This is a genomic window from Stappia sp. 28M-7 (genome assembly GCF_014252955.1).
In the GTDB taxonomy this organism is placed as follows: domain Bacteria; phylum Pseudomonadota; class Alphaproteobacteria; order Rhizobiales; family Stappiaceae; genus Stappia.
On the sequence record NZ_JACMIA010000001.1, the window covers coordinates 770,971 to 795,268 of the forward strand.

General features: G+C 67.4%; 17 protein-coding genes. 6 read left to right on the forward strand and 11 right to left on the reverse strand.

Translation table 11 applies throughout. The annotated features are described in order from the left end of the window. Window positions 1–438: 438 nt before the first annotated feature. Together H7H34_RS03535 and H7H34_RS03540 are read right to left on the reverse strand one after the other, a co-directional pair. Window positions 439–1,074: a CoA transferase subunit B gene (locus H7H34_RS03535; protein ID WP_067340059.1), complete on the reverse strand. Its 636-nt coding sequence runs from the start codon at window positions 1,072–1,074 to the stop codon at window positions 439–441. A 17-nt stretch (window positions 1,075–1,091) separates the two neighbouring features. Further along, on the reverse strand, window positions 1,092–1,787 hold the full coding sequence (locus H7H34_RS03540) for a CoA transferase subunit A (RefSeq protein WP_120268562.1): 696 nt from the start codon (window positions 1,785–1,787) through the stop codon (window positions 1,092–1,094). A gap of 276 nt (window positions 1,788–2,063) precedes the next feature. Between H7H34_RS03540 and H7H34_RS03545 the strand changes: the two genes are divergently transcribed. Continuing rightward, window positions 2,064–3,848 (forward strand): AsmA family protein, encoded by a 1,785-nt coding sequence (locus H7H34_RS03545; RefSeq protein WP_185924279.1) that lies wholly within the window; start codon window positions 2,064–2,066, stop codon window positions 3,846–3,848. Between the two features lie 32 nt (window positions 3,849–3,880). Here H7H34_RS03545 and H7H34_RS03550 read toward each other — a convergent pair whose 3' ends face one another. The 5 genes from H7H34_RS03550 to H7H34_RS03570 form a co-directional block, all read right to left on the reverse strand. Beyond that, window positions 3,881–4,702, reverse strand: coding sequence for an ABC transporter permease (locus tag H7H34_RS03550; protein WP_120268564.1), 822 nt, complete (start codon window positions 4,700–4,702; stop codon window positions 3,881–3,883). Between the two features lie 52 nt (window positions 4,703–4,754). After that, complete coding sequence (locus tag H7H34_RS03555; RefSeq protein WP_120268565.1) at window positions 4,755–5,681, reverse strand: ABC transporter permease subunit; 927 nt, start codon at window positions 5,679–5,681, stop codon at window positions 4,755–4,757. Window positions 5,682–5,731: 50 nt separating this feature from the next. Then, entirely contained in the window at window positions 5,732–6,880 is a 1,149-nt protein-coding gene (locus H7H34_RS03560) for an ABC transporter ATP-binding protein (RefSeq protein ID WP_185924280.1), read from the reverse strand. A 66-nt stretch (window positions 6,881–6,946) separates the two neighbouring features. Further along, the gene (locus H7H34_RS03565; protein WP_185924281.1) at window positions 6,947–8,038 is read right to left on the reverse strand and encodes a polyamine ABC transporter substrate-binding protein; all 1,092 of its coding nucleotides are present in this window, start codon (window positions 8,036–8,038) and stop codon (window positions 6,947–6,949) included. 222 nt (window positions 8,039–8,260) lie between these two features. Then, window positions 8,261–9,652 (reverse strand): glutamine synthetase family protein, encoded by a 1,392-nt coding sequence (locus H7H34_RS03570; protein WP_185924282.1) that lies wholly within the window; start codon window positions 9,650–9,652, stop codon window positions 8,261–8,263. A 108-nt stretch (window positions 9,653–9,760) separates the two neighbouring features. Here H7H34_RS03570 and H7H34_RS03575 point away from each other — a divergent pair, with 108 nt between their 5' ends. From H7H34_RS03575 to H7H34_RS03590, 4 genes are all read left to right on the forward strand, one after another. Beyond that, window positions 9,761–10,477 (forward strand): GntR family transcriptional regulator, encoded by a 717-nt coding sequence (locus H7H34_RS03575; RefSeq protein WP_185924283.1) that lies wholly within the window; start codon window positions 9,761–9,763, stop codon window positions 10,475–10,477. 110 nt (window positions 10,478–10,587) lie between these two features. Beyond that, window positions 10,588–11,985 carry a glutamine synthetase family protein gene (locus H7H34_RS03580; protein WP_120268570.1) on the forward strand — a complete coding sequence of 466 codons (1,398 nt, stop codon included), beginning with the start codon at window positions 10,588–10,590 and terminating at the stop codon, window positions 11,983–11,985. Window positions 11,986–12,040: 55 nt separating this feature from the next. Further along, window positions 12,041–13,438, forward strand: a complete 1,398-nt coding sequence (locus H7H34_RS03585) for an aspartate aminotransferase family protein (RefSeq protein WP_185924284.1) — start codon at window positions 12,041–12,043, stop codon at window positions 13,436–13,438. A 34-nt stretch (window positions 13,439–13,472) separates the two neighbouring features. Then, entirely contained in the window at window positions 13,473–14,765 is a 1,293-nt protein-coding gene (locus tag H7H34_RS03590; RefSeq protein WP_371811351.1) for an NAD(P)/FAD-dependent oxidoreductase, read from the forward strand. A 13-nt stretch (window positions 14,766–14,778) separates the two neighbouring features. On the opposite strand, the gene H7H34_RS03595 is transcribed toward H7H34_RS03590, so the two are convergent. From H7H34_RS03595 to H7H34_RS03610, 4 genes are all read right to left on the reverse strand, one after another. Then, window positions 14,779–16,491, reverse strand: coding sequence for an ABC transporter permease (locus H7H34_RS03595; protein WP_245164963.1), 1,713 nt, complete (start codon window positions 16,489–16,491; stop codon window positions 14,779–14,781). Between the two features lie 162 nt (window positions 16,492–16,653). After that, window positions 16,654–17,706, reverse strand: coding sequence for a Fe(3+) ABC transporter substrate-binding protein (locus tag H7H34_RS03600; RefSeq protein WP_097175732.1), 1,053 nt, complete (start codon window positions 17,704–17,706; stop codon window positions 16,654–16,656). Window positions 17,707–17,925: 219 nt separating this feature from the next. Then, on the reverse strand, window positions 17,926–18,888 hold the full coding sequence (locus H7H34_RS03605; RefSeq protein ID WP_185924285.1) for a threonine dehydratase: 963 nt from the start codon (window positions 18,886–18,888) through the stop codon (window positions 17,926–17,928). 132 nt (window positions 18,889–19,020) lie between these two features. After that, window positions 19,021–23,346: an ATP-binding protein gene (locus tag H7H34_RS03610; RefSeq protein WP_209006143.1), complete on the reverse strand. Its 4,326-nt coding sequence runs from the start codon at window positions 23,344–23,346 to the stop codon at window positions 19,021–19,023. Window positions 23,347–23,763: 417 nt separating this feature from the next. On the opposite strand from H7H34_RS03610, the gene H7H34_RS03615 reads away from it, so the two are divergent. Further along, window positions 23,764–24,150: a phasin gene (locus tag H7H34_RS03615; protein ID WP_371811352.1), complete on the forward strand. Its 387-nt coding sequence runs from the start codon at window positions 23,764–23,766 to the stop codon at window positions 24,148–24,150. The last annotated feature ends 148 nt before the right edge of the window (window positions 24,151–24,298 follow it).

Sequence of the window (24,298 nt, forward strand, 5' to 3'; positions counted from 1 at the left end):
ACCGAATCGCGTTTCCGCCGATGATGCGGGCGGCTGCTTCGGCTGAAATTCGTCTGAAATCCGGCGCTTGGCTCAGCGAGGGGATAAGACGGGACGACGGCGGGGATAGTGCGCGCGGGATGCTGCGTCCGCCATCCGATACCGGGAGGGCCTTCGTTCCGGCCCGTGTCCGGGGATAAGTCGCCGCGCCTGCGCCTTCGCGCTGCATCCGCAGATTGTCGTGTTTGCGCGGAAAAACGCAAATCCCGCGGTTATTGAGACGGGATTTTGCAAAATCCTGCGCAACTTTTCTCGAAATTGCACGGCGCCTTCGCACGGCTCGCGCTTTATCGCCCGCCGGCCATCCCGGCCCAAACAAAAAGGCGGACGGGAGGTCCCGTCCGCCTTTGCTGGTCTTGCAGATGATCCGGCCGATCGGGCCGGATCACTACCGGCTCATCAGGCCGGAATGGTCAGCTTGGCCGTGGTGCTGGCCTTGACCTCGTCCGCGGTCACGTCCTTGGCCAGTTCCACCAGCACCAGGCCGTCCTCGGTCACGTCGAAGACGCCCAGATTGGTGATGATCCGGTGCACGCAGTTGACGCCGGTCAGCGGCAGGGTGCACTCGGGCAGCAGCTTCGGGTCGCCCGACTTGGACGTGTGGTCCATGATCACCACTACGCGCTTGACGCCGGCGACCAGGTCCATGGCGCCGCCCATGCCCTTGACCATCTTGCCAGGGATCATCCAGTTGGCGAGATCGCCCTTCTCGGACACTTCCATGGCGCCCAGGATCGACAGGTCGATATGGCCGCCGCGGATCATGCCGAAGCTGTCGGCGGACGAGAAATAGCTCGTCTGCGGCAGCTCGGTGATCGTCTGCTTGCCGGCGTTGATCAGGTCCGCATCCACCTCGTTCTCGGTCGGGAACGGGCCCATGCCGAGCATGCCGTTCTCCGACTGGAGCGTGACGTGGACGCCTTCGGGAATGTAGTTCGAGACCAGCGTCGGGATGCCGATGCCGAGATTGACGTAGAAGCCGTCCTCCAGCTCCTGCGCGGCCCGCTGGGCCATTTCGTCGCGAGTCCAGGCCATTGTTCTTCTCCTTGTCCTCAGGCGGCGCGGGTGGTGCGCTTCTCGATCCGCTTCTCGTGCTGGCCGAGAATGATGCGGTCGACGAAGATGCCGGGCGTGTGGATGGTGTCGGGATCGAGTTCGCCGAGCCCGACGATCTCTTCCACCTCGACAAGGGTCGTCTTGCCGGCGGTCGCCATCATCGGATTGAAGTTGCGGGCGGTCTTCCGGTAGATCAGGTTGCCTTCCGGATCGGCCTTCCAGGCCTTCACCAGCGACACATCGGCGACCAGTCCGGTCTCCAGGATGTAGGTCTCGCCGTTGAAGTCCTTGTGCTCCTTGCCTTCCGCGATCAGCGTGCCGACGCCGGTCTTGGTGTAGAAGCCCGGAATGCCGGCGCCGCCGGCGCGGATGCGCTCGGCCAGGGTGCCCTGCGGGTTGAACTCCAGCTCCAGCTCGCCGTTGAGGTACTGACGCTCGAAAGTAGCATTCTCGCCGACATACGAGGAGATCATTTTGCTGATCTGGCGCGTCTGCAGCAGCAGGCCAAGGCCGAAATCGTCGACACCGGCATTGTTGGAAATCGCCGTGATGTTCTTCGCACCGCTGTCGCGCAGCGCCGCGATCAGGTTCTCCGGAATGCCGCAAAGACCGAATCCGCCGGCCATCACAGTCATGCCGTCAAACGTCAGTCCCTCAAGCGCGGCGGCCGCGTTGGGGTATACCTTATTCATCTGGCGTCTCCTCGCATCAGCGTCTCCTCGCAACGGGTCCTGCGGACGGGGCAGGGGCGCGAGCGCCGCCCGTCCAACATGAACCTTTCGTCAGGCGCCCTGTGATACCTTCCCTCACCGGTGATCTCAAGCGCCATCCATTCGGCCCGGGATTTCCTGCGGTTTCGTCTTGAACCGCGTGCCGCGAACTCCTATCCCGATGCAGGATGCGGCGTGGTGCGCCGCGGCCTCCCACGTTGAAGACGATGCGCCGGATGGCGCTGGCCGGATTGTGTCATGAAGCGCCTGGTGGCGATCCTCCTTGCAGCCCTTGTCCTCGTCGCGGTGGCGGGCATCGCCGGCTATCTCCTGATCTCGCGCGAGGTCTCGCGCGAACGCGTCGAGGCGAGCCTGGCGGCCCGGCTCGGCGGCACGCTGCGCCTTGCCGGCACGCCCGCCGTTTCGCTCGCGCAAGGGCCCGCTCTGGTGCTCGGCGGCGTCCGCTGGCAAGGGCAGGGCGGCCGCTGGACGCTGGCGGCCGAGCGCATGGTTGCGGGGATAGATCCTGCCGGCCTCCTTTGGGGCGAGGTGCGTCTGTCGTCCTTCCAGCTGGAAGGCGCGCGGCTTCACCTTGCCGGGGCCGATCCGGCGGACGGCGCCCTTGCGGACCTCGGCCGTGATCTGTCGCGGGTTCTTGGGGCGCAGGTCACCGTGTCCGGCGATGCGATCAGCTGGGGTGCGTCCGACAAGCCGCGCCTTGGAGCCTTCGCCTTCCGTCTTGCCCCCTCGGGCGAGGGCGGTACCCTTCGCGGGTCAGTGGAGGCCGGCGACCAGACGGTCGAATTCGGCATCACTCTCGGACATCGCGGCATCCTGACCGGCACGGCCAGCGGGCCGGTGGCCGTATCCGTGGTCTCGCCGCTTGCCGGCTTCCGCATGAGCGGGGCGGTCCGCAACCCGGAAGCGGCCCGGATCGAGGGAAATTTCGATTTCAATACCAGCGACTTGCGAGGGCTGGTCGCCCGCTTCGGCAAGACGCTGGTCGGAGAGGCGAGCTTCGGCGCCTTGCGGATCACCGGCGATGGCGCGCTCGACTTCTCCCGCCTGGAGCTCGACACGGCGCGTCTGGAGCTCGACGGCAATGTCGGCGAGGGCCGCCTCGGTTTCGGGCTCGGCGCCACGCGGCCGCGGCTGGAGGGAACGCTCGCCTTCGAGCAGTTCGACCTTTCCGCCTATCTCGGCGAGCTGCGCAGCCTGGCCGGCGTCGAGGACGAGGCGCCCCAGGGCGACAGCCTGCGCGACCGGTCCCTGTCGGGCTTGCTGCAGTCGGCCGATATCGACCTGCGCCTGTCGGCGAACCGCTTCATTGCCGGCCCGCTGTCGGGCGGTCCGAGCGCCATCGCGCTGTTGCTGCGCGACGGCGACCTGTCGCTCGACCTCAGCGAAACGCCGGTTGCCGGCGGCACGCTGGAGGCGACGGCCCGGCTGAAGCCGGCGGGCGGCGACACGTTCGACCTTGCGGCGAGCGCCATCGCCGAGAAGCTGGACGTGCGCCAGCTTCCTGCTCTCGAGGTGGTGACGATGCCACAGTCGGGGGCGCTGACCTTCCGTCTCGGCCGCACCGGCAAGGGGCAGACCCTTGCCTCGATACTGGGATCGGCCGGCGGCGAGGCCCATCTTCTGCTCGAAAACGCCACCTATCCGGCCGGCGGCGAGGTGCTGGCCCGGCTCGCGGCCTCGGCAAGCGAGGCAGGCTCGTCCGCCTCCTCGCTGGTGCTCGAGCGCGTGACCGGACGCGGCGGCATGGAAGGGCAGGAGATGCGCCTCAGCGATGTCGAGGTTTGGTCGGGCAAGCATCTCTTGCGGCTCGCCGGGCGCCTGTCGCTGGCCGATGTGTCGCTGTCGCTGCGCGGCAGGCTGCTGCCGCGTCCGGCCGAGGCCGATCCCGCGCCCGGCGCGCCAACGACAGCAGTGCCCGATCCTGCAGTGGGACAGGCTTCCGGCGGCATCCCGGTGCTGGTGCGCGGCACGCTCGCCCGGCCGAGCCTCCTGCCGGACATGACCGGCATCGGCGCGCCCTAACCGGCGAAAACGGCTGGCGTTCTGATCCCAGGTCAGCCCTGCGCTTCGGCCCGCCGCATGTCCTGTGCGCGCCGCACCTCGCGCCGCTTGGTCAGCAGCGAGGTACAGACCACCACCACCGTCACCACACCGACCAGGATCGTGCAGACCGCGTTGATCTCCGGCGTCACGCCGAGGCGCACCTGCGAGTAGATCTTCATCGGCAGGGTCGTGGCTTCCGGCCCGGTGGTGAAGCTGGCGATGACCAGGTCGTCGAGCGACAGGGTGAAGGCCAGCATCCAGCCGGCGACGACGCCCGGCAGGATGATCGGCAGGGTGATCGAGAAGAAGGTGCGCGCCGGCGGGCAGCCCAGGTCCTGCGCCGCTTCCTCCAGCGACCGGTCGAAGCCGGCAAGGCGCGATTGCACCACCACAGCCACGTAGCACATGGCAAAGGTCGTGTGCGCGATCATGATCGTCCAGAAGCCGCGGGCCTGGTCGATGGCGACGAAGAGCAGCAGCAGGGAGAGGCCCAGGATCACCTCCGGCATCACCAGCGGCGCGTAGACCATGCCGGAAAACAGGCTTCGGCCGACGAACCGGCCCGAGCGCACCAGCACCAGCGCGGCCAGCGTGCCCAGGACCGTGGCGATGGTCGCCGAGGCGAAGGCGACCCGCACGGTCACCCAGGCGGCATCGAGGAGCTGCTGGTTACCGAGCAGCGTGCCGTACCATCTCGTCGAGAAGCCGCCCCACACGGTGACGAGCCGCGAGTCGTTGAACGAGTAAATCACCAGCAGCACGATCGGCAGGTACAGGAAGGAAAATCCCAGCACCAACGAGGTGACGTTGAACCAGCTCGGCCCCTGTCTCATCGTGCCGTCCTTTCGCGCGTGCCGGCCGCGTTCGGGTCTGTCGGTCGGGTGCTCACAGGCCTTTCTCCGCGGCTTTCTGCTGCTGGTTCTGGAACAGCACGATCGGCACCACCAGGATGAGCAGGAGAATGACGGCAACCGCCGAGGAGACCGGCCAGTCGCGGTTGGTGAAGAACTCCATCCACAGCGTCTTGCCGATCATCAGGGTTTCCGAGCCGCCCAAAAGGTCCGGAATGACGAACTCGCCGACGGCCGGAATGAAGACCAGGAAACAGCCGGCGATGACGCCCGGGATCGCCAGCGGCACCGTGATCGTCCAGAAGCTGCGCCAGGGCGGGCAGCCGAGGTCCGCGGCCGCTTCCAGCAGGCTGGTATCCAGCTTTTCCAGGTTGGCGTAGAGCGGTAGCACCAGGAACGGCAGGTACGAGTAGACGATGCCGATATAGACCGCGATGTTGGTGTTGAGGATCGTCAGCGGCTGGTCGATCAGCCCCAGCCACATGAGAAACTGGTTGAGCAGCCCTTCGTTCTTCAGGATGCCGATCCAGGCGTAGACGCGGATCAGGAAGCTGGTCCAGAACGGCAGGATCACCAGCATCAGCAGGGTCGTGCGCCACTCCTTCGGCGCGCGCGCCATGCCGTAGGCGATGGGAAAGCCGACCAGCAGCGTAATCAGCGTCGAAACGGCCGCGATCGAGACGCTGGAGAGGTAGGACTTCCAGTACAGGTCGTCCTGCGTCAGCCAGACATAGTTTCCGAACGACAGTCCGCCGAGCATCTTCATGAGCCCGTCCCAGCCGGCGGCCGGGTCGAAGGTCGGCATGTAGGGCGGGATCGCGACGGCGATCTCCGACAGCGAGATCTTGAAGACGATGAAGAACGGCGCTAGGAAGAAGAACAGCAGCCACGCATAGGGCACGGCGATCAGCAACCAGCCGCCAAGGCCGCGCCTGGGTCTCGTGCTCACCTGCTCGGGCATCGTGTCGTCTCCCCGTTGAGTCCGGCGGCCTCATGGCGCGCCGGACGGCGTCACTTCGTCAGAATGACCCCGGCATCCGCGTCCCAGGACAGCCAGACCTTGTCGTCCCAGCCGACCGGCCGCTCGACGACGCGCGAGCGGTTGGCGACGGTCGCCCGCACGGTCTGCTCGTTGGCGATATGGGTGTGGTAGATCGACACGTCGCCGAGATAGGCGATGTCCCAGACCTCGCCGGTAAGCGCGTTGATCTTGCTCGCCGGCTCGTCGAAGGAAATGCGCACCTTTTCGGGGCGGATCGCGAACCACACCGTCTCGCCGACCGCCGCGTCCAGCGGCTGCATCACCTCGATGTCGCAGCCGAACTCCACCGACTTCAGGCGGGAGCGCTCGCTGCCGCGCTCCATGATCTTGCATTCCATCAGGTTGATATCGCCGATGAAATCCGCCACGAAGCGGGAGTTCGGCAGCTCGTAGATTTCCGCCGGCGTGGCGATCTGGATGATCCGCCCACGGTCCATGACGGCGATCCGGTCGGCCATGGTCATGGCCTCTTCCTGGTCGTGGGTGACGATCAGGAAGGTCATGCCGAGCTCGTATTGCAGGTCGGTGAGCTCGAACTGGGTCTCCTCGCGCAGCTTGCGGTCGAGGGCGCCGAGCGGCTCGTCGAGCAGCAGCACCTTGGGCTTCTTGGCGAGCGAACGGGCCAGCGCGACGCGCTGCCTCTGGCCGCCGGACAGCTGGTGCGGCTTGCGCCTGGCGAAATCCTGCAGCTTCACCAGCTTCAGCATTTCTTCCACGCGCGCGGCGATCTGGTCCTTCGGCATGCCCTCCTGCTTGAGGCCGAAGGCGACATTCGCCTCCACGCTCATGTGCGGGAACAGCGCGTAGGACTGGAACATCATGTTGACGGGGCGCTTGTAGGGCGGCACCCCGGCAAGGTTCTGCCCGTCGAGAAAGATCTCGCCTGCGTTCGGCGTCTCGAAGCCGGCGAGCATGCGCATCATCGTCGTCTTGCCGCAGCCGGAGCCGCCGAGCAGGGCGAAGAACTCGCGCTCGTAGATCTTGAGGGAAAGATTGTCGACGGCGGTAAAGTCGCCGAAGGTCTTGGTAACGTTCCTGAATTCGATATACGGCTTCGCCTGCGGGTCGTCCCAGGGTGCGAATTCGCGGCGCACCGGCCCGATCGGTTTCTTTCCCAAGTCAGCCCCCTCGTCGACGGGAGGAAAGGGCCCGGCCGCCGGTCGGCGGCCGGACGAAGATCCGCCTTACTGGCCGGTCTTGACCCGGGTCCACTCGCGGGTGCGCGACCGCATGGCCTGGGGCGACTTGGTGGTGGTGGTGAACAGCTTGTCGACGGTCTCCGCGCTCGGGTAGATCGCCGGATCGTCCAGCACTTCCTTGTCGACGAACTCCTGGCTCGCCTTGTTGCCGTTGGCGTAGAAGACGTAGTTGGTCGCCTTGGCGACGACTTCCGGCTTCATGATGAAGTTGAGGAAGGCATGGGCCTCCTCCACATGCGGCGCGTCGGCCGGGATCGCCATGTTGTCGAACCACATCATCGCACCCTCCTTGGGGATGACGTATTCGACCGTGACGCCGTTATTGGCCTCCGAGGCGCGGTCGCGCGCCTGCAGAACGTCGCCGGACCAGCCCACGGCCAGGCAGATGTCGCCATTGGCCAGCGCGTTGATGTACTCCGACGAGTGGAACTTCTGGATGTAAGGGCGGATCTTCATGAGAAGTTCGCCGGCCTTCTTGAAGTCTTCCGGATCGCCGCTGTCGGGGTCGAGCCCGAGATAGTTCAGCGCGGCCGGAAAGATCTCGTCGGCGGTGTCGAGCAGGTGCACGCCGCAATCGGCGAACTTGGAGATCACTTCCGGCTTGAAGATCATGTCCCAGCTGTCGAGCGGGGCGTCCGGCATGCGCTCCTTGATCTTGTCGACATTGTAGCCGAAGCCGGTGGTGCCCCACATGTAGTTGATGGCGTGCTCGTTGCCCGGATCGAACTTCTCGATGCGGCTGGAGATCTCGGGCCACATGTTCTTCAGGTTCGGCAGCTTCGACTTGTCGAGCTTCTGGAACACGCCGGCCTGGATCTGGCGGCCGAGGAAGGTTCCGGTCGGCACGACGACGTCGTAGCCGGTGCCTCCGGCCAGCAGCTTGGTCTCCAGCATCTCGTTGCTATCGAACACGTCGTAGACGACCTTGATGCCGGTCTCCTTGGTGAACTCCTCGAGTACCGACTCGTCGATATAGTCCGACCAGTTGTAGACGCGCACTTCGCGGTCCTGGGCGGATGCCGCGGTGGCGGCAAGCACGCCGAGCATTGCGACGCTGGTGAACAGCAGCTTCTTCATCAGTCCCTCCGTCTGGCCTGCGCCGGCGCGGCTCGCACCCCGGCCCCTGTCGTTTCCGGCTGCGGACGCTGGCGCCCGTTCCGGATCGTGTCTTTATGGTCGGCCGCGTGCGGCCCCTCTGCCCCGCAGCCTAGAAGCGATGCCGCCCGTCCTCAAGAGAGCATCCGTGCCAATCGCCACGAACTTCCCCAACGGACAGGCATTTCCCCAGCCGCGGCCGGATCACAGGTAAGTCTGTCGTTCCAGTGACGAAATCTCGCGTCCGAATGCGAAGAGTTCGTGACGCTTGATGTCGACCAGCACCTTGTGCATTTCCTCGCCGACCGCGTCCTGCATCCGCTGCGAGGCGGCGAAGGCGTCGATCGCCTCGTCCATCCACGGCGTCAGGCGCGGGGCGGTTTTCTCGTAGGCATTGCCGTCCACGGCCGGCGGCGGCGGCAACTCGCCGAGCACCCCCTGCATCATCCCCGCCAGCACCCCGCTCAGCACCAGGTACGGATTGGCGTCGGCACCGGCGATCCGGTGCTCGATCCGGGCCGAGGCCGGCGTTCCGGCAGGCACGCGCAAGGCGACCGAGCGGTTGTCGTAGCCCCAGCAGATCGAGGTCGGCGCATAGGAGCCCGGCTGCATGCGGCGGAAGCCGTTGAAGGTGGAAACGAACAGCAGATGCGCTTCCGGCATCGTGTCGAGCAGCCCGCGGATCGCGTAGCCGAGGCGCGTCTCGCCGGTCTCGGGATCGGCGAAGATGTTGCCCGTGCCGTCCTCCATCGAGACATGGACGTGCATGCCGTTGCCCGGCCACTCGACGAAGGGCTTGGCCATGAAGGAGGCCTTGAGATTGTGCTTGCGGGCGACGCCCGCGACCAGCCGGCGCAGCAGCACCGCGTCGTCCGCGGCACGCAAGGGATCGCGCTGGTAGTGCAGGTTGAGCTCGAACTGCCCGGGCGCGGCCTCGGAGACGGCCGCGTCGGCCGGAATGTCCTGCGCATCCGCCGAGCGGCGGATCTCGTCGACCAGCGGCATCAATGCCTCGAGGTCGGACAGCGCATACATGTTTTGCCGTGCCGGACCCAGATGGGTGGAGAAGACCGGCGTCGGCGCGCTGCTCCAGTCGCCGTCGTCCTTGTCCTCGAACAGGTAGAACTCGAGCTCGAAGGCGGCCGTCGCCGTCAGTCCGTGCTCGCCCAGCCGGTTGGCCATGCGCGCCAGCACGTGGCGCGGATCGCACATGAAGGCGCTGCCGTCGCGGTCGTGCATCGACAGCAGTACCTGCGCCGTCGGGCGCTCGGCCCACGGCACGGCGCGCAGCGAGCCCGGCACCGGCCAGCACACGCCGTCCTTGTCGCCGGTCTCGATATGCATGCCGGTCTCTTCGACCTCGCGGCCCCAGACATCGAGGCCGAACAGCGAGAAGGGCAGGGCGACGCCGCTTTCGAACACCTTGCGCAGCGCGCTGCCGGGCAGCCACTTGCCGCGCAGAACCCCGTTGCTGTCGGGCAGGATCACCTCCAGCGTGTCGAGGTCGGGATATTCCGCCTCGAAGCGGGCCACTTCTTCCTGCCAGTCGACGCCGCCGGCCGGGCGCTGCCAGGCCGTGCGATGGGTCTGCAACATCAGATCCTCCAGGGCGCGGATCTGTGGTCCGCGCGAATTGCCGTTTATGCAAAAATGTGATCACGTAGCGGCAAGGCTGTCAAGCAAGGCCGGGAGGGAACGAGGGAAATGGCTGACCGTAGCCGTCCGCAAAAGGCGCAGGACGCGCCGGAGACTGCCGATGCGCCGGCGCGCCATTCCCTGCGCGAGACGGTCGAGCAGGCGGTGCGCGAGGCGCTGCTGACCGGACGCTTCGTTCCCGGGCGCGCTGTCACGCTGCGCGGGCTGGCGCAGGAACTCAAGGTTAGCCCGATGCCGGTGCGCGAGGCGGTGCGGGCGCTGTCGGCCGGCCATGCGCTGGAGATTCGCGCCAACGGACGCATCCAGGTGCCGACCATGACCGCTCCGCGCCTTGCCGAGATCGTCAAGGCACGGGTGCTGCTGGAGCCGGAGCTGGCTCATGCCGCAGCGGCGCATCTGGGGCCTCGCGATGCGACGCGGCTTGCCGCCATCGACGACCGGATCGACGCCAGCCTGGATGGCGGGGATGCCGAGACCTACATGCGCCTCAACCATTCCTTTCATTTCGCGATCTATCGTGCGGCAGGCTCGCAGGTGCTGCTGCCCCTGGTCGAAAGTCTGTGGTTGCAGTTCGCCCCGTTCATGCGCACCGTCTACGGGCGGGTGGGAACGTCGGCCCTCGTCGATCACCACAAGGAGGCGATCGACGCCGTGCGGGCCCGCGATGCCGCAGCCCTGCGCGAGGCGGTGGCGGCGGACATCCGCTGCGGAATGGATCTGCTCGACACCGGGCTTCCCGATGGCGGGCCGTCGGTTGCCGAATGATCGCCGGCAATTGACTCGTTGAAAATGTGATCACAAAATGCAGCGTATGTGGTGAGGAGGCGGAAAGGTGTCCGCTGCCCCGCGTGCCCTGCGCCCGAAAGGCGAGACCCGTGAGCAAGAAGAAGAAATCCGCACCGAAGATTGCCAGCCGCCGGGGCGTCGAGAGCTTCGACGCGGCCCAGCTGTGGCTGTCCGAGCGCGGGATCGAGGACATCGAGTGCATCGTGCCCGACCTTGCCGGCGTGGCGCGCGGCAAGATGATGCCGACGGAGAAGTTCTTCTCCGGCCCGGTGATGACGATGCCCGCCTCGATCTTCGCTCAGACCATTTCCGGCGATTACCCGCCGGACGACGAGCGCTTCCAGCACAACACCACCGACGGCGACCTGTTCTTCCGCGCCGACTACTCGACGCTGACCGCCGTGCCCTGGGAAAGCGACCCGACCGCCCAGTTGATCCACGACGCCTATACCCGCGAGGGCATTCCGGTGGAGACGGCGCCGCGCAACGTGCTCAAGCGCGTGCTGCAGCTCTATGAGGACGAGGGCTGGGCGCCGCTGGTCGCCCCGGAAATGGAGTTCTATCTGGTCCGCCCGAACACCGATCCGGACTATCCGCTGGAGCCGCCGACGGGCCGCTCGGGCCGGCCGGAGGTCGGTCGCCAGTCCTATTCGATTTCCGCGCTCAACGAGTTCGACGACCTGATCGACGACATCTACGACCTGTCGGAGGCGCAGGGTCTGGAGATCGACACCCTGATCCACGAGGAAGGCGCCGCGCAGATGGAGATCAATCTCCGGCACGGCCATCCGCTCGAGCTTGCCGATCAGGTGTTCCTGTTCAAGCGCACGATCCGTGAGGCGGCGCTGCGCCACGACATGTACGCGACCTTCATGGCCAAGCCGATGTCGAACCAGCCTGGCTCGTCCATGCACATCCACCAGTCGGTGATGGACGCGGACAAGGGCACCAACATCTTTTCGCGCGAAGACGGCGAGCCGACCAGCGAGTTCCTGTCCTTCATCGCCGGCCACCAGGCCTATCTGCCGGCGGTGACCTGCATCCTGGCGCCTTACGTGAACTCCTACCGCCGCTTCACCCGCGGCACCACGGCGCCGGTCAACGTGCACTGGGGCTACGACAACCGGACGGTGGGCTTGCGCGTGCCGAACTCCAAGCCCGGAGCCCGCCGGCTCGAGAACCGCGTTCCCTCGTCCGACGCCAATCCGTATCTGGCCATCGCCGCTTCGCTCGCCTGCGGCTATCTCGGCATCAAGCAGCGCCTGACGCCGGACGAGCCGCGCAGCGGCAACTTCAGCGAGGACATGCACGCCCTGCCGCGCGGCCTGCTGGAAGCGGTGGCGCTGTTCGGCGAGTGCGAGGAGCTGATCGACGTGTTCGGCGAGAAGTTCGTCGCCACCTACCGCGCCATCAAGCAGGAAGAATTCGAGACCTTCATGAAGGTCATCAGCCCATGGGAGCGGGAATACCTGCTGCTCAACGTCTGACGCGTGTCGGGCGGGGCAACGAGATCGACAACCAGAAAAACCGGGAGACGCCACCATGACCGGTGCCTCGAACCTGTACCCGACCTCCGACCTGCGCGCCCGCGACGCTGCGCATCATTTCCACCCCTTTACCGATACGGGGGCGCTGAACCGGGAGGGCGTGCGCGTCATCACCTCGGCCAAGGGCGTGTGGCTGACCGACAGCGACGGCAACCGCTATCTCGACGGCATGGCGGGCCTTTGGTGCTGCCAGGTCGGGCACGGCCGCGACGAGATCGTCGACGCGGTCGAGAAGCAGATGCGCGAGCTCGACTATTACAACACCTTCTTCAAGACCAGCCATCCGCCGGTCATCGCCCTGTCGGAACGCCTGGCGCAGCTCAGCCCGCCGCAGTTCAACCGCGTGTTCTTCACCTCCTCCGGCTCGGAGGCGAACGACACCGTGTTCCGCATGGTCCGCACCTATTGGGACCTGATGGGCAAGCCGGAGAAGAAGACGATCATCGGCCGCTGGAACGGCTATCACGGCTCCACGCTGGCCGGCACCAGCCTCGGCGGCATGACCGGCATGCATGCGCAGGGCGACCTGCCGGTGCCCGGCGTCCATCACATCCCCCAGCCCTACTGGTTCGGCGAAGGCGGCGAGATGTCGCCGGACGAGTTCGGTCTGTGGGCGGCACGCGAGCTGGAGCGCGCCATCGACGTCCTCGGCGAGGGCAAGGTGGCGGCGTTCATCGCCGAGCCGATCCAGGGCGCGGGCGGCGTCATCATCCCGCCGGACAGCTACTGGCCGGAAGTCGCCCGCATCTGCCGCGAGCGCGACATCCTGTTGGTCGCCGACGAGGTGATCTGCGGCTTCGGGCGTCTGGGCAGCTGGTTCGGTTCGCAGCATTACGGCATCGAGCCGGACCTGATGCCGATCGCCAAGGGCCTGTCCTCCGGCTACCTGCCGATCGGCGGTGTGATGATCGCCGACCGGGTGGCGGACGCCTTCATCGAAAAGGGCGGTGAGTTCTATCACGGCTACACCTATTCCGGTCATCCGGCCTGCTGCGCCGCGGCGCTCGCCAATCTCGACATCATGGTGCGCGAGCGGCTGGTCGAGCGGGTGGCCGACGATATCGGGCCCTATCTGCAGCAGCGCTGGAAGGCCCTGGGCGACCATCCGCTGGTCGGCGAGGCGCGTATGGTCGGTCTCGTCGGCGCGCTGGAGCTGGTGCCGGCCAAGGGCGACCGCTCGCGCAAGTTCGCGCCGGTCGGCGAGGTCGGCACGCTCTGCCGCGACATCTCCTTCGGCAACGGGCTGGTCATGCGCGCGGTGCGCGACAGCATGATCATCTCGCCGCCTCTGGTGCTGACCCACGAGGAGGCGGACGAACTGGTCGCCCGTGCCGCCCGCACGCTGGACGAGACCTATGCGGCCCTGAAGAAGGACGGCCGGCTCGCAGCCTGAGACGCGCCGCACACCAAACCGCGGGGAGGCGGACGTGACCGAGATCGCCCATGCCCATGCTCCGTCCTACTACGCGACCAGCGTAGAGGACCGTCCTGTCCGCCCGGCGCTGTCCGGCGCGCGGCAGGCGGACGTGGCCATCATCGGCGGCGGCTTCACCGGCCTCAACGCGGCGATCACCCTTGCCGAGGCGGGGCGCTCGGTCGTCCTGATCGAGCAGAACCGCATCGGCTGGGGCGCCAGCGGGCGCAATGGCGGCCAGCTGCATAGCGGCCAGCGGCGCGACCAGGCGCATCTGGAAAAGCAGTACGGCCTCGACATCGCCCGCCGGCTTTGGACCTTCGCCGAGGAGGCCAAGGCCCTGTTGCACGACCGGGTGCAGCGCTTCGGCATCGACTGCGACTGGACGGAAGGCCTGATCCACGCCGCCCACAAGGAGCGGTTCGTTGCCGAGGAATGGGACTATGCCGAGAAGCTCGCCCGCGACTACGGCTATGACGCGGTCACGCCGCTGGACCGGGCGCAGCTGGCGGCTGCCATCGGCACGAAGCAGTATTTCGGGGGCGTACGCGATGGCGGGGCCGGGCATCTGCACCCGTTGAAGCTGGCCCAGGGGCTCGCCGATGCGGCGGAAGCAGCCGGCGCCGTCCTGCACGAGGCGACCCATGCCGTGTCGTTGCGGCATGCGGGCGGGCGCGTGCTGGTCGAGACGGGGCAGGGCGAGATCGACGCCGGCAGCGTGCTTCTGGCCGGCAACGGTTATCTCGCCGGGCTCGACCGCGACAGCGAGGCCCGCGTCATGCCGATCAACAATTACATCCTGACCACCGAGCCGCTGTCGCGCGAGGCGGCCGATCACCTGATCCCCGGCCGCGAGGCGGTCTCCGACAGCCGTTTCGTTGTCTATTACTGGCGCCTGACCCGCGACTTGCGGCTGCTGTTCGGCGGCGGCGAGACGTACCGGCGCGGCTTTCCGCCGGACCTGCGCGCCTTCGTGCGCTCGCATCTGAGCAATGTCTATCCGCAGCTTGCCACCGCGCCCGTCTCCCATGCCTGGGGCGGTACGCTCGGCGTCACGACCTCGCGCATGCCGTGCCTGCGGCGCACGGCGCCGGGCGTCTACGTCGCGGCGGGATTTTCCGGCCACGGCGTCGCGATAGCGGGCTTTTGCGGCCATGCGGCGGCCAGCGCCATGCTGGGCGATGCCGAACGGTTCGACGTGTTCGAGAAGCTCTCGCCGCCGAAATTCCCGGGCGGCCGGGCGTTCCGCTGGCCGATCCTGGTGCTGGCGATGAGCTGGTTCGCCCTGCGCGACCGGCTCTGGTAGCCGGCCGGATCCGTCAAAGGCGCGTGCTGCCCTTGTCGCGGAAGCTGCGGGCGGAGGTGCGCGCCAGCAGGATCGACGGCAGCAGGCCGACCAGCACGATCAGCAGCGCCGGCAGGGCGCCTTCCCCGAAGGCCTCGCGCGAGGCGGCATTGTAGACCGTCGTCGCCAGCGTCTCGAAATTGAACGGGCGCAGCAGGATCGTGGCGGGGAGTTCCTTCATGCAGTCGACGAAGGCCAGCAGCAGCGCCGTCAGCAGCACCGGGCGCAGGATCGGCAGGTGTACCTGGAACAGGATCCGCCCGGAGCTGCGCCCCAGCGTGCGCGCCGCCATGTCGAGATGCGGCGTCACCTTGCCGAAGCCGCCCTCGATCTGGCCGTAGGAGACGGCCAGGAAGCGGACCATGTAGGCATAGACCAGTGCCGTGCCCGAGCCGATCAGCAGCAGTCCGGTGGAATAGCCGAAGGTCGATCGGGCGATGCCGTCGATGAAATTGTCGAACTTCGCCAGCGGGATCAGGATGCCGACGGCAAGCACCGTGCCGGGAATGGCATAGCCGATCGAGGCGATGCGACCGAACAGCTGCGTCGTCCGGCTGGCCTGGACGCGGTGGGCATAGGTCAGGACCACGCCGATCACCACGGTCAGCACGGCGGCGGAGACCGACAGGACCAGCGTGTTCTGCATCGCCGCGAGCAGGCGCGGGTCGAACAGGTCGTCGAGCCGGCGGCTGGCATAGTCGGCAAGCAGCGCGGCCGGGAAGACGAAGCCGATCAGGATCGGCAGCGCGCAGGCGGCGGTGGCCAGCCATGCCCGCGGCCCGCTCAGCCGGTAGCTCGGCAGCGTCTTGTAGCTGGCCGAGGGGGTGTGGAACCGCTGGCCCTTGCGGGCGCGCCGCTCCATCCATAGCAGCGCGAAGACCAGCGCCAGCATGGCGCAGGCGATCTGCGCCGCGCCGGCCAGGCTCGAGCGATGCACCCAGGTGTCGTAGACCGAGAAGCTGAGCGTGTGGACGCCGAAAAAGGTCACCGCGCCGATGTCGTTGAGGCACTCCATCAGGGCGAGCGAGATGCCGACGACGATGGCCGGGCGGGCAAGCGGCAGCGCCACGCGGAAGAACAGGCGCATGGGGCCGGCGCCGAGCGTGCGCGACACGTCCAGCGTCGAGGCCGACTGCAGCAGCAGCGAGGCGCGCGTCGTCAGGTAGACATACGGGTAGAGCACGAAGCCCATCACGAAGATCGCGCCGCCGAGCGAGCGGATTTCCGGGAACCAGTATTCCCGCGAGGTGCGGAAGCCGAAGATCTCGCGGACGAGGCTCTGCACCGGCCCGGTGAAGGTGAGGATCTCCACATAGGTATAGGCGATGATGTAGGTCGGCACCGCCAGCGGCAGCAGCAGCGCCCAATCGAAGAGGGCGCGGCCGGGAAAACGGCACATGGTGACGAGCCAGGCGGTGCCCGTGCCCACCACCAGCGTGATCAGGCCGACGCCGAGCAGCAGCAGGAAGGTGGTCTGGAGCGAGCGTGGCAGCACCGTGCCGATCAGGTGGCTCCACACATCGCCTGTCGGCTGGGCGGCAAGGACGACGAGGGCGCCGATCGGCAGCAGCGTCAGACCGGCGACGATGAGGCCCGCGACGAGCCACAGCCGGTCGGCGAGGCTGCGCGAGGCGCGCGGGGCGACCGGGATCGCGGTCATGTCGTCGAGGCGGGCAGTGTCGCTCATGGGTGCATCTGACGGGGCTTGATCAGCGAAACCCGGCAGGTCGGGCCCGGATCTGGCTGGTCTGGGGGCCTTTTCCGGCATCGGCCGGAAATGGAGAACGGCGCCCGGTCGCAAGGACCGGGCGCCGCGGAGTTTCGAGGCAGCGCGTGAAAGGACGCGGCCTTAGCTCTGCGGACCGTCGTTGAAGCCGACCTTGTCGACCAGCTCGCTGGCGGTCTTGCGGTTCTTGGCGATCTCGTCGAGCGACAGGGTGTCCGGCTTGAACTCGCCCCACGAGGCGACCAGCTCGGAGATCTCGACGCCCGGCTTCACCGGGTACTCGTTGTTGGCCTCGGCGTAGATGTGCTGGGCCTCCTCGGAGGAGAGGAACTCGATCAGCTTGACGGCGGCTTCCGGGTTCGGAGCATGCTTGGCCATCACGACGCCGGAGATGTTCACGTGGGTGCCGCGGTCGCCGGTGTTCGGGAACAGGATCTTGACCGAGTTGGCCCAGTCCTTCTGCTCCGGCTCCTTCTCGTTGTTCAGCATCGCACCCATATAATAGGTGTTGCCGAGCGAGATGTCGCATTCGCCGGCGAAGATCGCCTGGACCTGGCTGCGATCGTTGCCGGTCGGCTTGCGGGCGAGGTTGTCGCGCACGTCGGCGAGCCACTTCTCGGCTTCCTCGGCGCCCTTGTTGGCGACGATCGAGGCGAACAGGGCGACGTTATAGACGTGCTGGCCGGAGCGGGTGCAGATCTTGCCCTTCCACTTCGGGTCGGCCAGCTCCTCATAGGTGATGCTGTCCTGCTCCACGCGCTCCTTGGAGGCGTAGACGATGCGCGCGCGGGTGGTCAGGCCGATCCAGTGGCCCTCCGGATCGCGGAACGCGGCCGGCACGTTCTCGTTCACGACCTCGGACGTCACCGGCTGCGTGATGCCAGCTTCCTTGGCGCCGTCGAGGCGGCCGATGTCGACCGTCAGCAGCACGTCGGCCGGCGAGTTCTCGCCCTCGGCCTGGATGCGCTCGGCAAGGCCGTCGGCGGCAAAGATCACGTTGGTCTTGATTCCGGTTTCCTTGGTGAAGGCCTCCAGCAGCGGCTCGATCAGGAACGGCTGGCGATAGGAATAGATGTTGACCTCACCCTCGGCAGCGGCCGGCGTGGCGATCGCGGCGGATGCGAGAAGCGCGGCGGACAGAAGGCCGGTGCGCAGAGCGGAAACCTTGTGGAACATGGAAATCTCCCAGCGATCAGGGGACAAGGCCCTGATGTCGGTTGCATTGGCCCGCAGGACTGCCGTTGCGGCAATTCCTCGTCAGGCGCTGGCATCCTATAAACAGGAGTTCTGGTGTCAAGAATAATCGCCTGCAAAATCAATAGTTTAGAATTATTCTAAGTTAAGGTGAGTGTGTTTGGCAAGTTTTCGCGGCTTGCGGGAAGCCGCGCTGATTTCTCACGCGGCAGGCGTGCCACCGGCCAGGATCTCGGCCATCCAGGCGGTGTCGATATTCTGCCCGCTGAGCACGATGCCGGCGACCTCTCCGCGCCTTTGGTCCTGCAGCAGCGCGGCAAGGGCCGCCGCGCCCGAGCCTTCCGCGACGGAGTGCGTGGTGCGGTAGAGCAGGCGCACGGCCTCGGCAATCGCCTCGTCGCTGACGCGCAGGATGTCGTCGACGCCGGCGCGAATGACCGCCAGCGCGGTCTCGTCCGGCCCGCGCACCGCCATGCCGTCGGCGAAGGTGACGGCGCTTGCCGTCTCCACCCGCTGGCCGCTTTCCAGTGACAGCGCATAGGCGTCGGCCTTGTCGGATACGACGCCGACGATGCGCGTGCGCCGACCGAGCAGGTTGCGCGCCGAAATCATGCCGCAGATGCCCGAACCGAGGCCGATCGGCACATAGACGACGTCGAGATCGTCGGCCGCCCGGAAAAACTCCATCGCGTAGGTGGCAACGCCGCGCACCAGATCGGGATGGAAGCTCGGCACCATCAGCAGGCCGCGCTCGTCCGCCAGCGCCATCGCATGCTGCTTGGCCTCGTCGAAATCGCTGCCGGCCTCGATCAGCTCGGCCCCGAAGGCGCGCATCGCGGCATTCTTCTCGGCCGAATTGCCGTGCGGGACGACGATGGTGCAGGCCAGCCCGTTGCGGGCCGAGGCGAAGGCAAGGCTCTGGCCGTGATTGCCGCGGGTGGCGGAGATGATGCCGGTGCCGGCGGGCGAGTTGCGCGCGATGCCGCTGGTGATCACCAGTCCTCCGCGCACCTTGAAGGCGCCGGTCGGCGTATGGTTCTCGTGCTTGACCCAGACCTTCCGTCCTACCGCGTCCGCCAGCAGCGGCCAGGCATATTGCGGGGTCGGGCGCATCGACCGGTAGACGGTCTCGGCGGCATCCTCGATGGCGGCAAGCGTCAGCATGGCGGATCCGGAAAATGGTGGCGGGACCTGCAAAGCAGCTCCCCGTTTGGCGAGGCCGGTACAGTGGCGCGCCCGGAGGGGCGGGTCAATCCCCGCCCATCCCGCACGCAGAGCCTTCGCGAAAGGCTCCGGTTACTCCGCCAGCACGCGCTGCGGCGGGAAGGTGACCTCCACCAGCGTGCCGTGATTGACCTCCGAGTCGATCCGGAAGCTCGCCCGGTTCGCCTCTACCAGCGCCTTGGTCAGCGGCAGGCCGAGCCCGGTGCCGCCGCCGTGGCGGGCGGTGTGCAGCTGGCGGAACGGCTCCATCGCCGCCGCCAGGTCCTGGTGGCTCATGCCCATTCCGGTGTCGCGCACCCGCAGGATCACCTCGCCGGTGTCCTCCAGCGCCGTCGAGACGATCACCTGTCCGCCCGGCTGGTTGAACTTGATGGCGTTGGACAGAAGGTTCAGCACGATCTGGCGCACCGAACGGCCGTCGGCGACGATCTTCGGCACCGAGGTCGGAAGGCTGGCGCGGATGATCACCCGCTCCCGGTTGGCCTGCGGCTGCATCAGGGCGACGCATTCGCGGATGATGTCGTTGGCCGACACCGCCTCGAAGGTCAGGTCCAGCTTGCCCGCCTCGATCTTCGACAGGTCGAGCAGGTCGTTGATAAGGCTCATGATATGCGAGCCGGAATTGTGGATGTCGCGCAGGTAGCCCTTGTAGCGGTCGTTGCCGACCGGGCCGAAGCGCTCCTCCATCATCACTTCCGAAAAGCCGATGATCGCGTTGAGCGGCGTGCGGATCTCGTGGCTGATCTTGGCCAGGAAGTCCGACTTCTGCGAGCTGGCGTTTTCCGCCTGCCGCTTGGCGTCGGTCAGTTCCTCCTCGGCCGTCTTCCACTGGGTGATGTCGCGCAGCACCGTGCAGAAGCGCGGCCCTTCCGAGCCGTGGCCGACCCGGCCGATGGTCATGAACAGCGGGATCAGCCCGCCGGAGCGCAGCTGGCCGATCACCTCGCGCCCGTCGTTCAGCACGCTGGCAACGCCGTTGCGGGCCAGCCCGTCCAGATAGTCGTTGGCGTCCCGATGGCTTTCCGGGGCCAGGAAGTCGGTCAGCGGCGCGCCGATCATGTTCTCGCGCGCCCCGTCGAACAGCGCCTCGGCCGAGCGGTTCACCTTCATGATGCGGCCGCCCTCGTCGAGGATCAGCACCCCGTCCGTCGCGGTTTCCAGCACCGCATCCATCTCGGCCAGGTGCTCTTCGGCCAGCGCCAGCGACGACTGGGCCTCGTGCAGGCGGTCGAGCGCGGCTTCCTGCGCCGGGTCGTGCCGGTCGAGCAGCGACATCATCAGCGCCGTGCCCTCCTTCCACGGGACCGTGTGCAGCCGCGCCTTCACCGGCTTGGTGCCGCCATCGGCGAGCCGGATGCGCATGGTCCGCTCGGTCATGGCGCCGGGCAGGGCGCTCGGCCAGTCCTCGGGCTCGGCAAAGACCGAGTCGAGCCCGCCGACGGATTTCAGCGTGTCGAGATCGGCATAGCCGAGCAGGTCGAGCAGCGTCGCATTGGCGTAGTCGACATCCTCGCCGGCAATGATCGCGACACCGACCGGCAGCTTGTCGAGCAGGCTGGTGCGCGCCGCGCGCGGTGCCGGGGCCTGCACGCGCGGGATGATGCCGAGGCTCGCAACGTTGGAGGCTTCGCGTCCGCCGACGATGCCGGCAGTGTCCGGCGTGGAGGCGGCGACCGGTCCCGGTGCGGCGGCTGCCGCGTCCTTTGCCGCATCCTTGGCGGGGGCATTGGTCGCAGGCGCCTGCGGGGCAGGGGCTGCGCTGCGGGTCGGCTCGGCAGGCGGTGCGGCCGGTTCCTCCGGCTCGTTGCGTGCGCCGAGCGCTTCGGCGATTTTGCGGAAGGCCTCGCGCTCGGGCTTGGACAGGCGCGATGTTTCGAGGCTGTCGTCGCGGCGCGCGGCAATGCCGGCCTCGCGGTCCGGCGTCCCGGTGCCCGACCGGGCGTCTGAACGAGTGTCCGGCGTGTGGACCGGTGCCTGCGGCTCGATCAGCGGCAGCAGGCCGGCTTCCACCGGAGCGGCCGTCTCATCGGCGGATTGGGCCTCGTCTTCGGTGGGAGCGGTCTCTTCTGCTCCAGTCTCGGTTTCAGCTCCAGCCTCAGTTTCAGCCTCAGCCGTAATCCCGGCTTCGGTCCCGAGTTCGCCTTGGGCTTCCGGTTCCACTTCGTCCTGCGCGAAGGTGGCCTCGTCCTCGGCAACCGGAAGGACCGGTTCCGCAGGGGCGGCCGGCGGCTCATCGGCCTGCAGGTCATCGCCTTGCTGGTCGGGCGTCTCTTGCACGCTCGCTTCGTCGCTGCCGACCGGCGAGAAGGCCGCGTCGGTCGTGTCCGCATCGTCCGCGGCAAGGATGTCGTCGATCTCCCGCGCGCCCGGCAGGTCCAGCAGATCGGCAACGTCGGCGGTCAGTTCCCGGGGGGCGGGCTCGGCCGCGTGCTCTTCCGGGTCCGAGGCCAGCATGGCTGCCGACACGGCGGCCGGGATGGCGGCAAGATCGGTCGTGCTGTCTTCTGCCGGCGGCACGGCGTCGGCCGTCTCCGCCGTCTCCGTGACGGGGGGCGTCTCCGGTTCGTGCGTCTCGATGCCACCGGTTTCGGCCTCGGCTTGCGCGTCCTCGCGCAGCGTCAGCGCAAGGCCGGTCGCCGCCGGATCCTGTGACGCCTCGCCGGTCCGGCATACACCGAACCCGCGGAAGCCCTCGAACACCCGCTGGCGGTCGAAGGCCGGCAGCGCCGCCATATCGACGGGCACGCGCAGGGCCGCACCGCTGACCGGCCAGTCGACGGTGCGTCCGCTCCAGGTGTCGCGGCGGCGCAGCGCGGCCGCAACCCGGCCGTCCTGATCGAGGTCGAACCTCTCGGCCACCTCTTCCCAGCTGAGCCCGACCACATCGGCGGCCTGCGGGCCGAGCGCCTCGGCAAACTCCGGCGAGATGAAGGTGAAGCGCCGGTCGATATCCATCTTCCAGGCAAAGCGCACCGGCCGCTCGCGCGCCTCGAAGGCGAAACCGGACGTGGCGCCGGCAGGCAGGGCGCCGGCAGGTAGGGCCTCGACAGGCGCTGTGGCCTCACCGTGTCCGTCGTCGATCTCGGTATCGGCGTCGGATTGCGGCTCGGCCTCCACCTCAAGGCGTACCTCGTCCACTGTCTCGATGGCGGGCGCGGTCTCGTCCTGAACAGGCATGTCTTCCTGGGCGGGCGAGGGCGCCGCGATCTCGTCGGCCTCGCGTGTTTCGCCCGTGCCCTCCTCGTGCAGATCCGCCTCGTCCGCCTCCGGGGCGGTCTCGGCAAGGGCCGCGTCCGGCACTTCGTCGGCGATCACGACCGCCTCGGCCGCAGCGACCAGCGTTTCGGTCGTCTCGAGAACAGGGGCCTGCGACGCCGCGTCTCGGGCTTCGGCGGTGTCCGCATCGGCGCCGTCGTCATCTACAGCAATCTCCTGCGACACAGGAGCAGGGGGGAGCGGTTCGCCCGCGTCTGCGGGTGGGATATCCGCAGGCTCGGCGCTTGCTGTCCGGCCCGCCGGGAGAAAGCGCGTGCCGCTGGCAAAGGCGAAAAGGCCGCCCCTGCTGAGGCGGCTGCGCGTCGGCGCTTCGGTTTCTGTCTCGCTCTCGGTCACGGTTTCGGCGGGGACGGGCGCGGCGGCCTCGACAGGGCCGGCCTCGTCCGGCTGTTCCGCTGCCGTCGTCTCGTCGGCCGGCGTTGCGGCGTCGGCAAGATCTGGCGCGATCGCGGGTGCCGCGTCTTCGGCAAGCGGGCGGCCGCCGGCCTCGGCGACCATCAGCACCGCGCCGCTGTCCAGCGTCAGCACGGCCGTCTCGTGCAGCTCTTCGCCGAAAGCGAAGGCCCGGCGCAGGGGCGCATGCTTGGCCTGGCGCAGAGCGGCGCGCACGCTGTCGGCGTCGGGCAGATCCAGCTCGCCCGTGCCGCTGGTCAGCACGGTGCCGCTGCGCTGATACAGCACGGCGACATGATCTTCGCCGCCCAGGAAGTCGACAAGCGCGGCTTCCTCGCCGTCGCCCGCATTGGCCGGGGCGTCGAGCGCGACGATCAACGCGCCGCTGGAGCCGTTCGGCAGGTCGAGCCGGCGGCAGGCGCAGGTCAGCAGCATCACCCGCAAACCGCGATAGAAGCGCAGCCGGTCGATGGTGTCGCGCTCGGTCGAACCGCTGATCGCGACCCGCGCGATGTGCGGGCGCGCAGGCGCACGGCCGAGGCCCGAAAGCTCGGACAGGGCCGCAAGGGTGCCGACGCCGAAGAAGGCCGCGCCCGCCGGGTTCGCCCACAGCAGCGTCTTGCCGTCCTCGGCCCAGATCCAGGCCGGGCGTGCATCCGTCAAATGGCTGCTGGCGGCCGCCAGGCCGCTCAACGCCATGAAGGTGCTCAACTGGCTGTTCATGGGCATGCTCACTCCGCCATTGCAGCCTTGCCGGCATCCCGATCGCCGCGGCCGGTCCTCCTGACAGGGGAGGCGCCGGCAAGGTCCTGTTTCCTCAGGCCTTTGTCGACAGACACTCGAGAATACGCCGAGCTTTCAAAATCCGACGCGGTAAACAAACAGTAAATATCGTTTCGCATCCGAGTCGTCCACGTCAGCCACTGTAAATGGCCGGTTTCTCTTGAACTGTGGTTAATCCGGATGTGGGGCGGCGATATGACTTTGAAAGGTCCTATTCACGCCCGGGACTCCCATTCGGCCCGATTTCCTCTAGGATCGCATGTGTCGCGGGTACTGCGCGTCTCGCGTGCGGCGGCGCGCCGGGGCCTGACGGGCCCAAGGGTCGGGTCAGCGTAAATCAGATCAGCGTGAAGGAGAGGCATCGTGACGAAAAGCGGCAAGACAGGCTTTGAAATTCCCGAGCAGATGCGCGATTTCGCCGACCAGAGCGTCGATCAGGCCCGCAAGGCCTTCGACGAATACATGTCGGCGACGCGCAAGGCCGTGGGCAGCGCGGAAGAAACCGCCCAGACGGTGAAGGCCAGCGCCAATGATATGGGCCGCACCGCGCTTGAATACACCGAGGAACATGTCTCGGCCGCCTTCGATCTTGCCCAGAAGATGGTCCGGGCCAAGGATCCGCAGGAAATGATGCAGCTGCAGAGCGAGTATCTGAAGAAGCAGATGGAAGCCTTGGGCGAGCAGGTGCGCGAACTCGGCGACAAGGCCACCCGGACCGCGCAGGACATGGCCCGCAAGACCAGGGACTGATCTCTCCTCGGCACGCTGCCGTTTTGGCGGCGGAAACGGCGGGTTTCGCGGCCCGGTTTCCCAGGGAGCGGCGGGACTGCCATGCACATGGGCATTGTGCGTTGCAATATTTATGTTGCAATGCACAATGCACTTTGCTATATGGAGG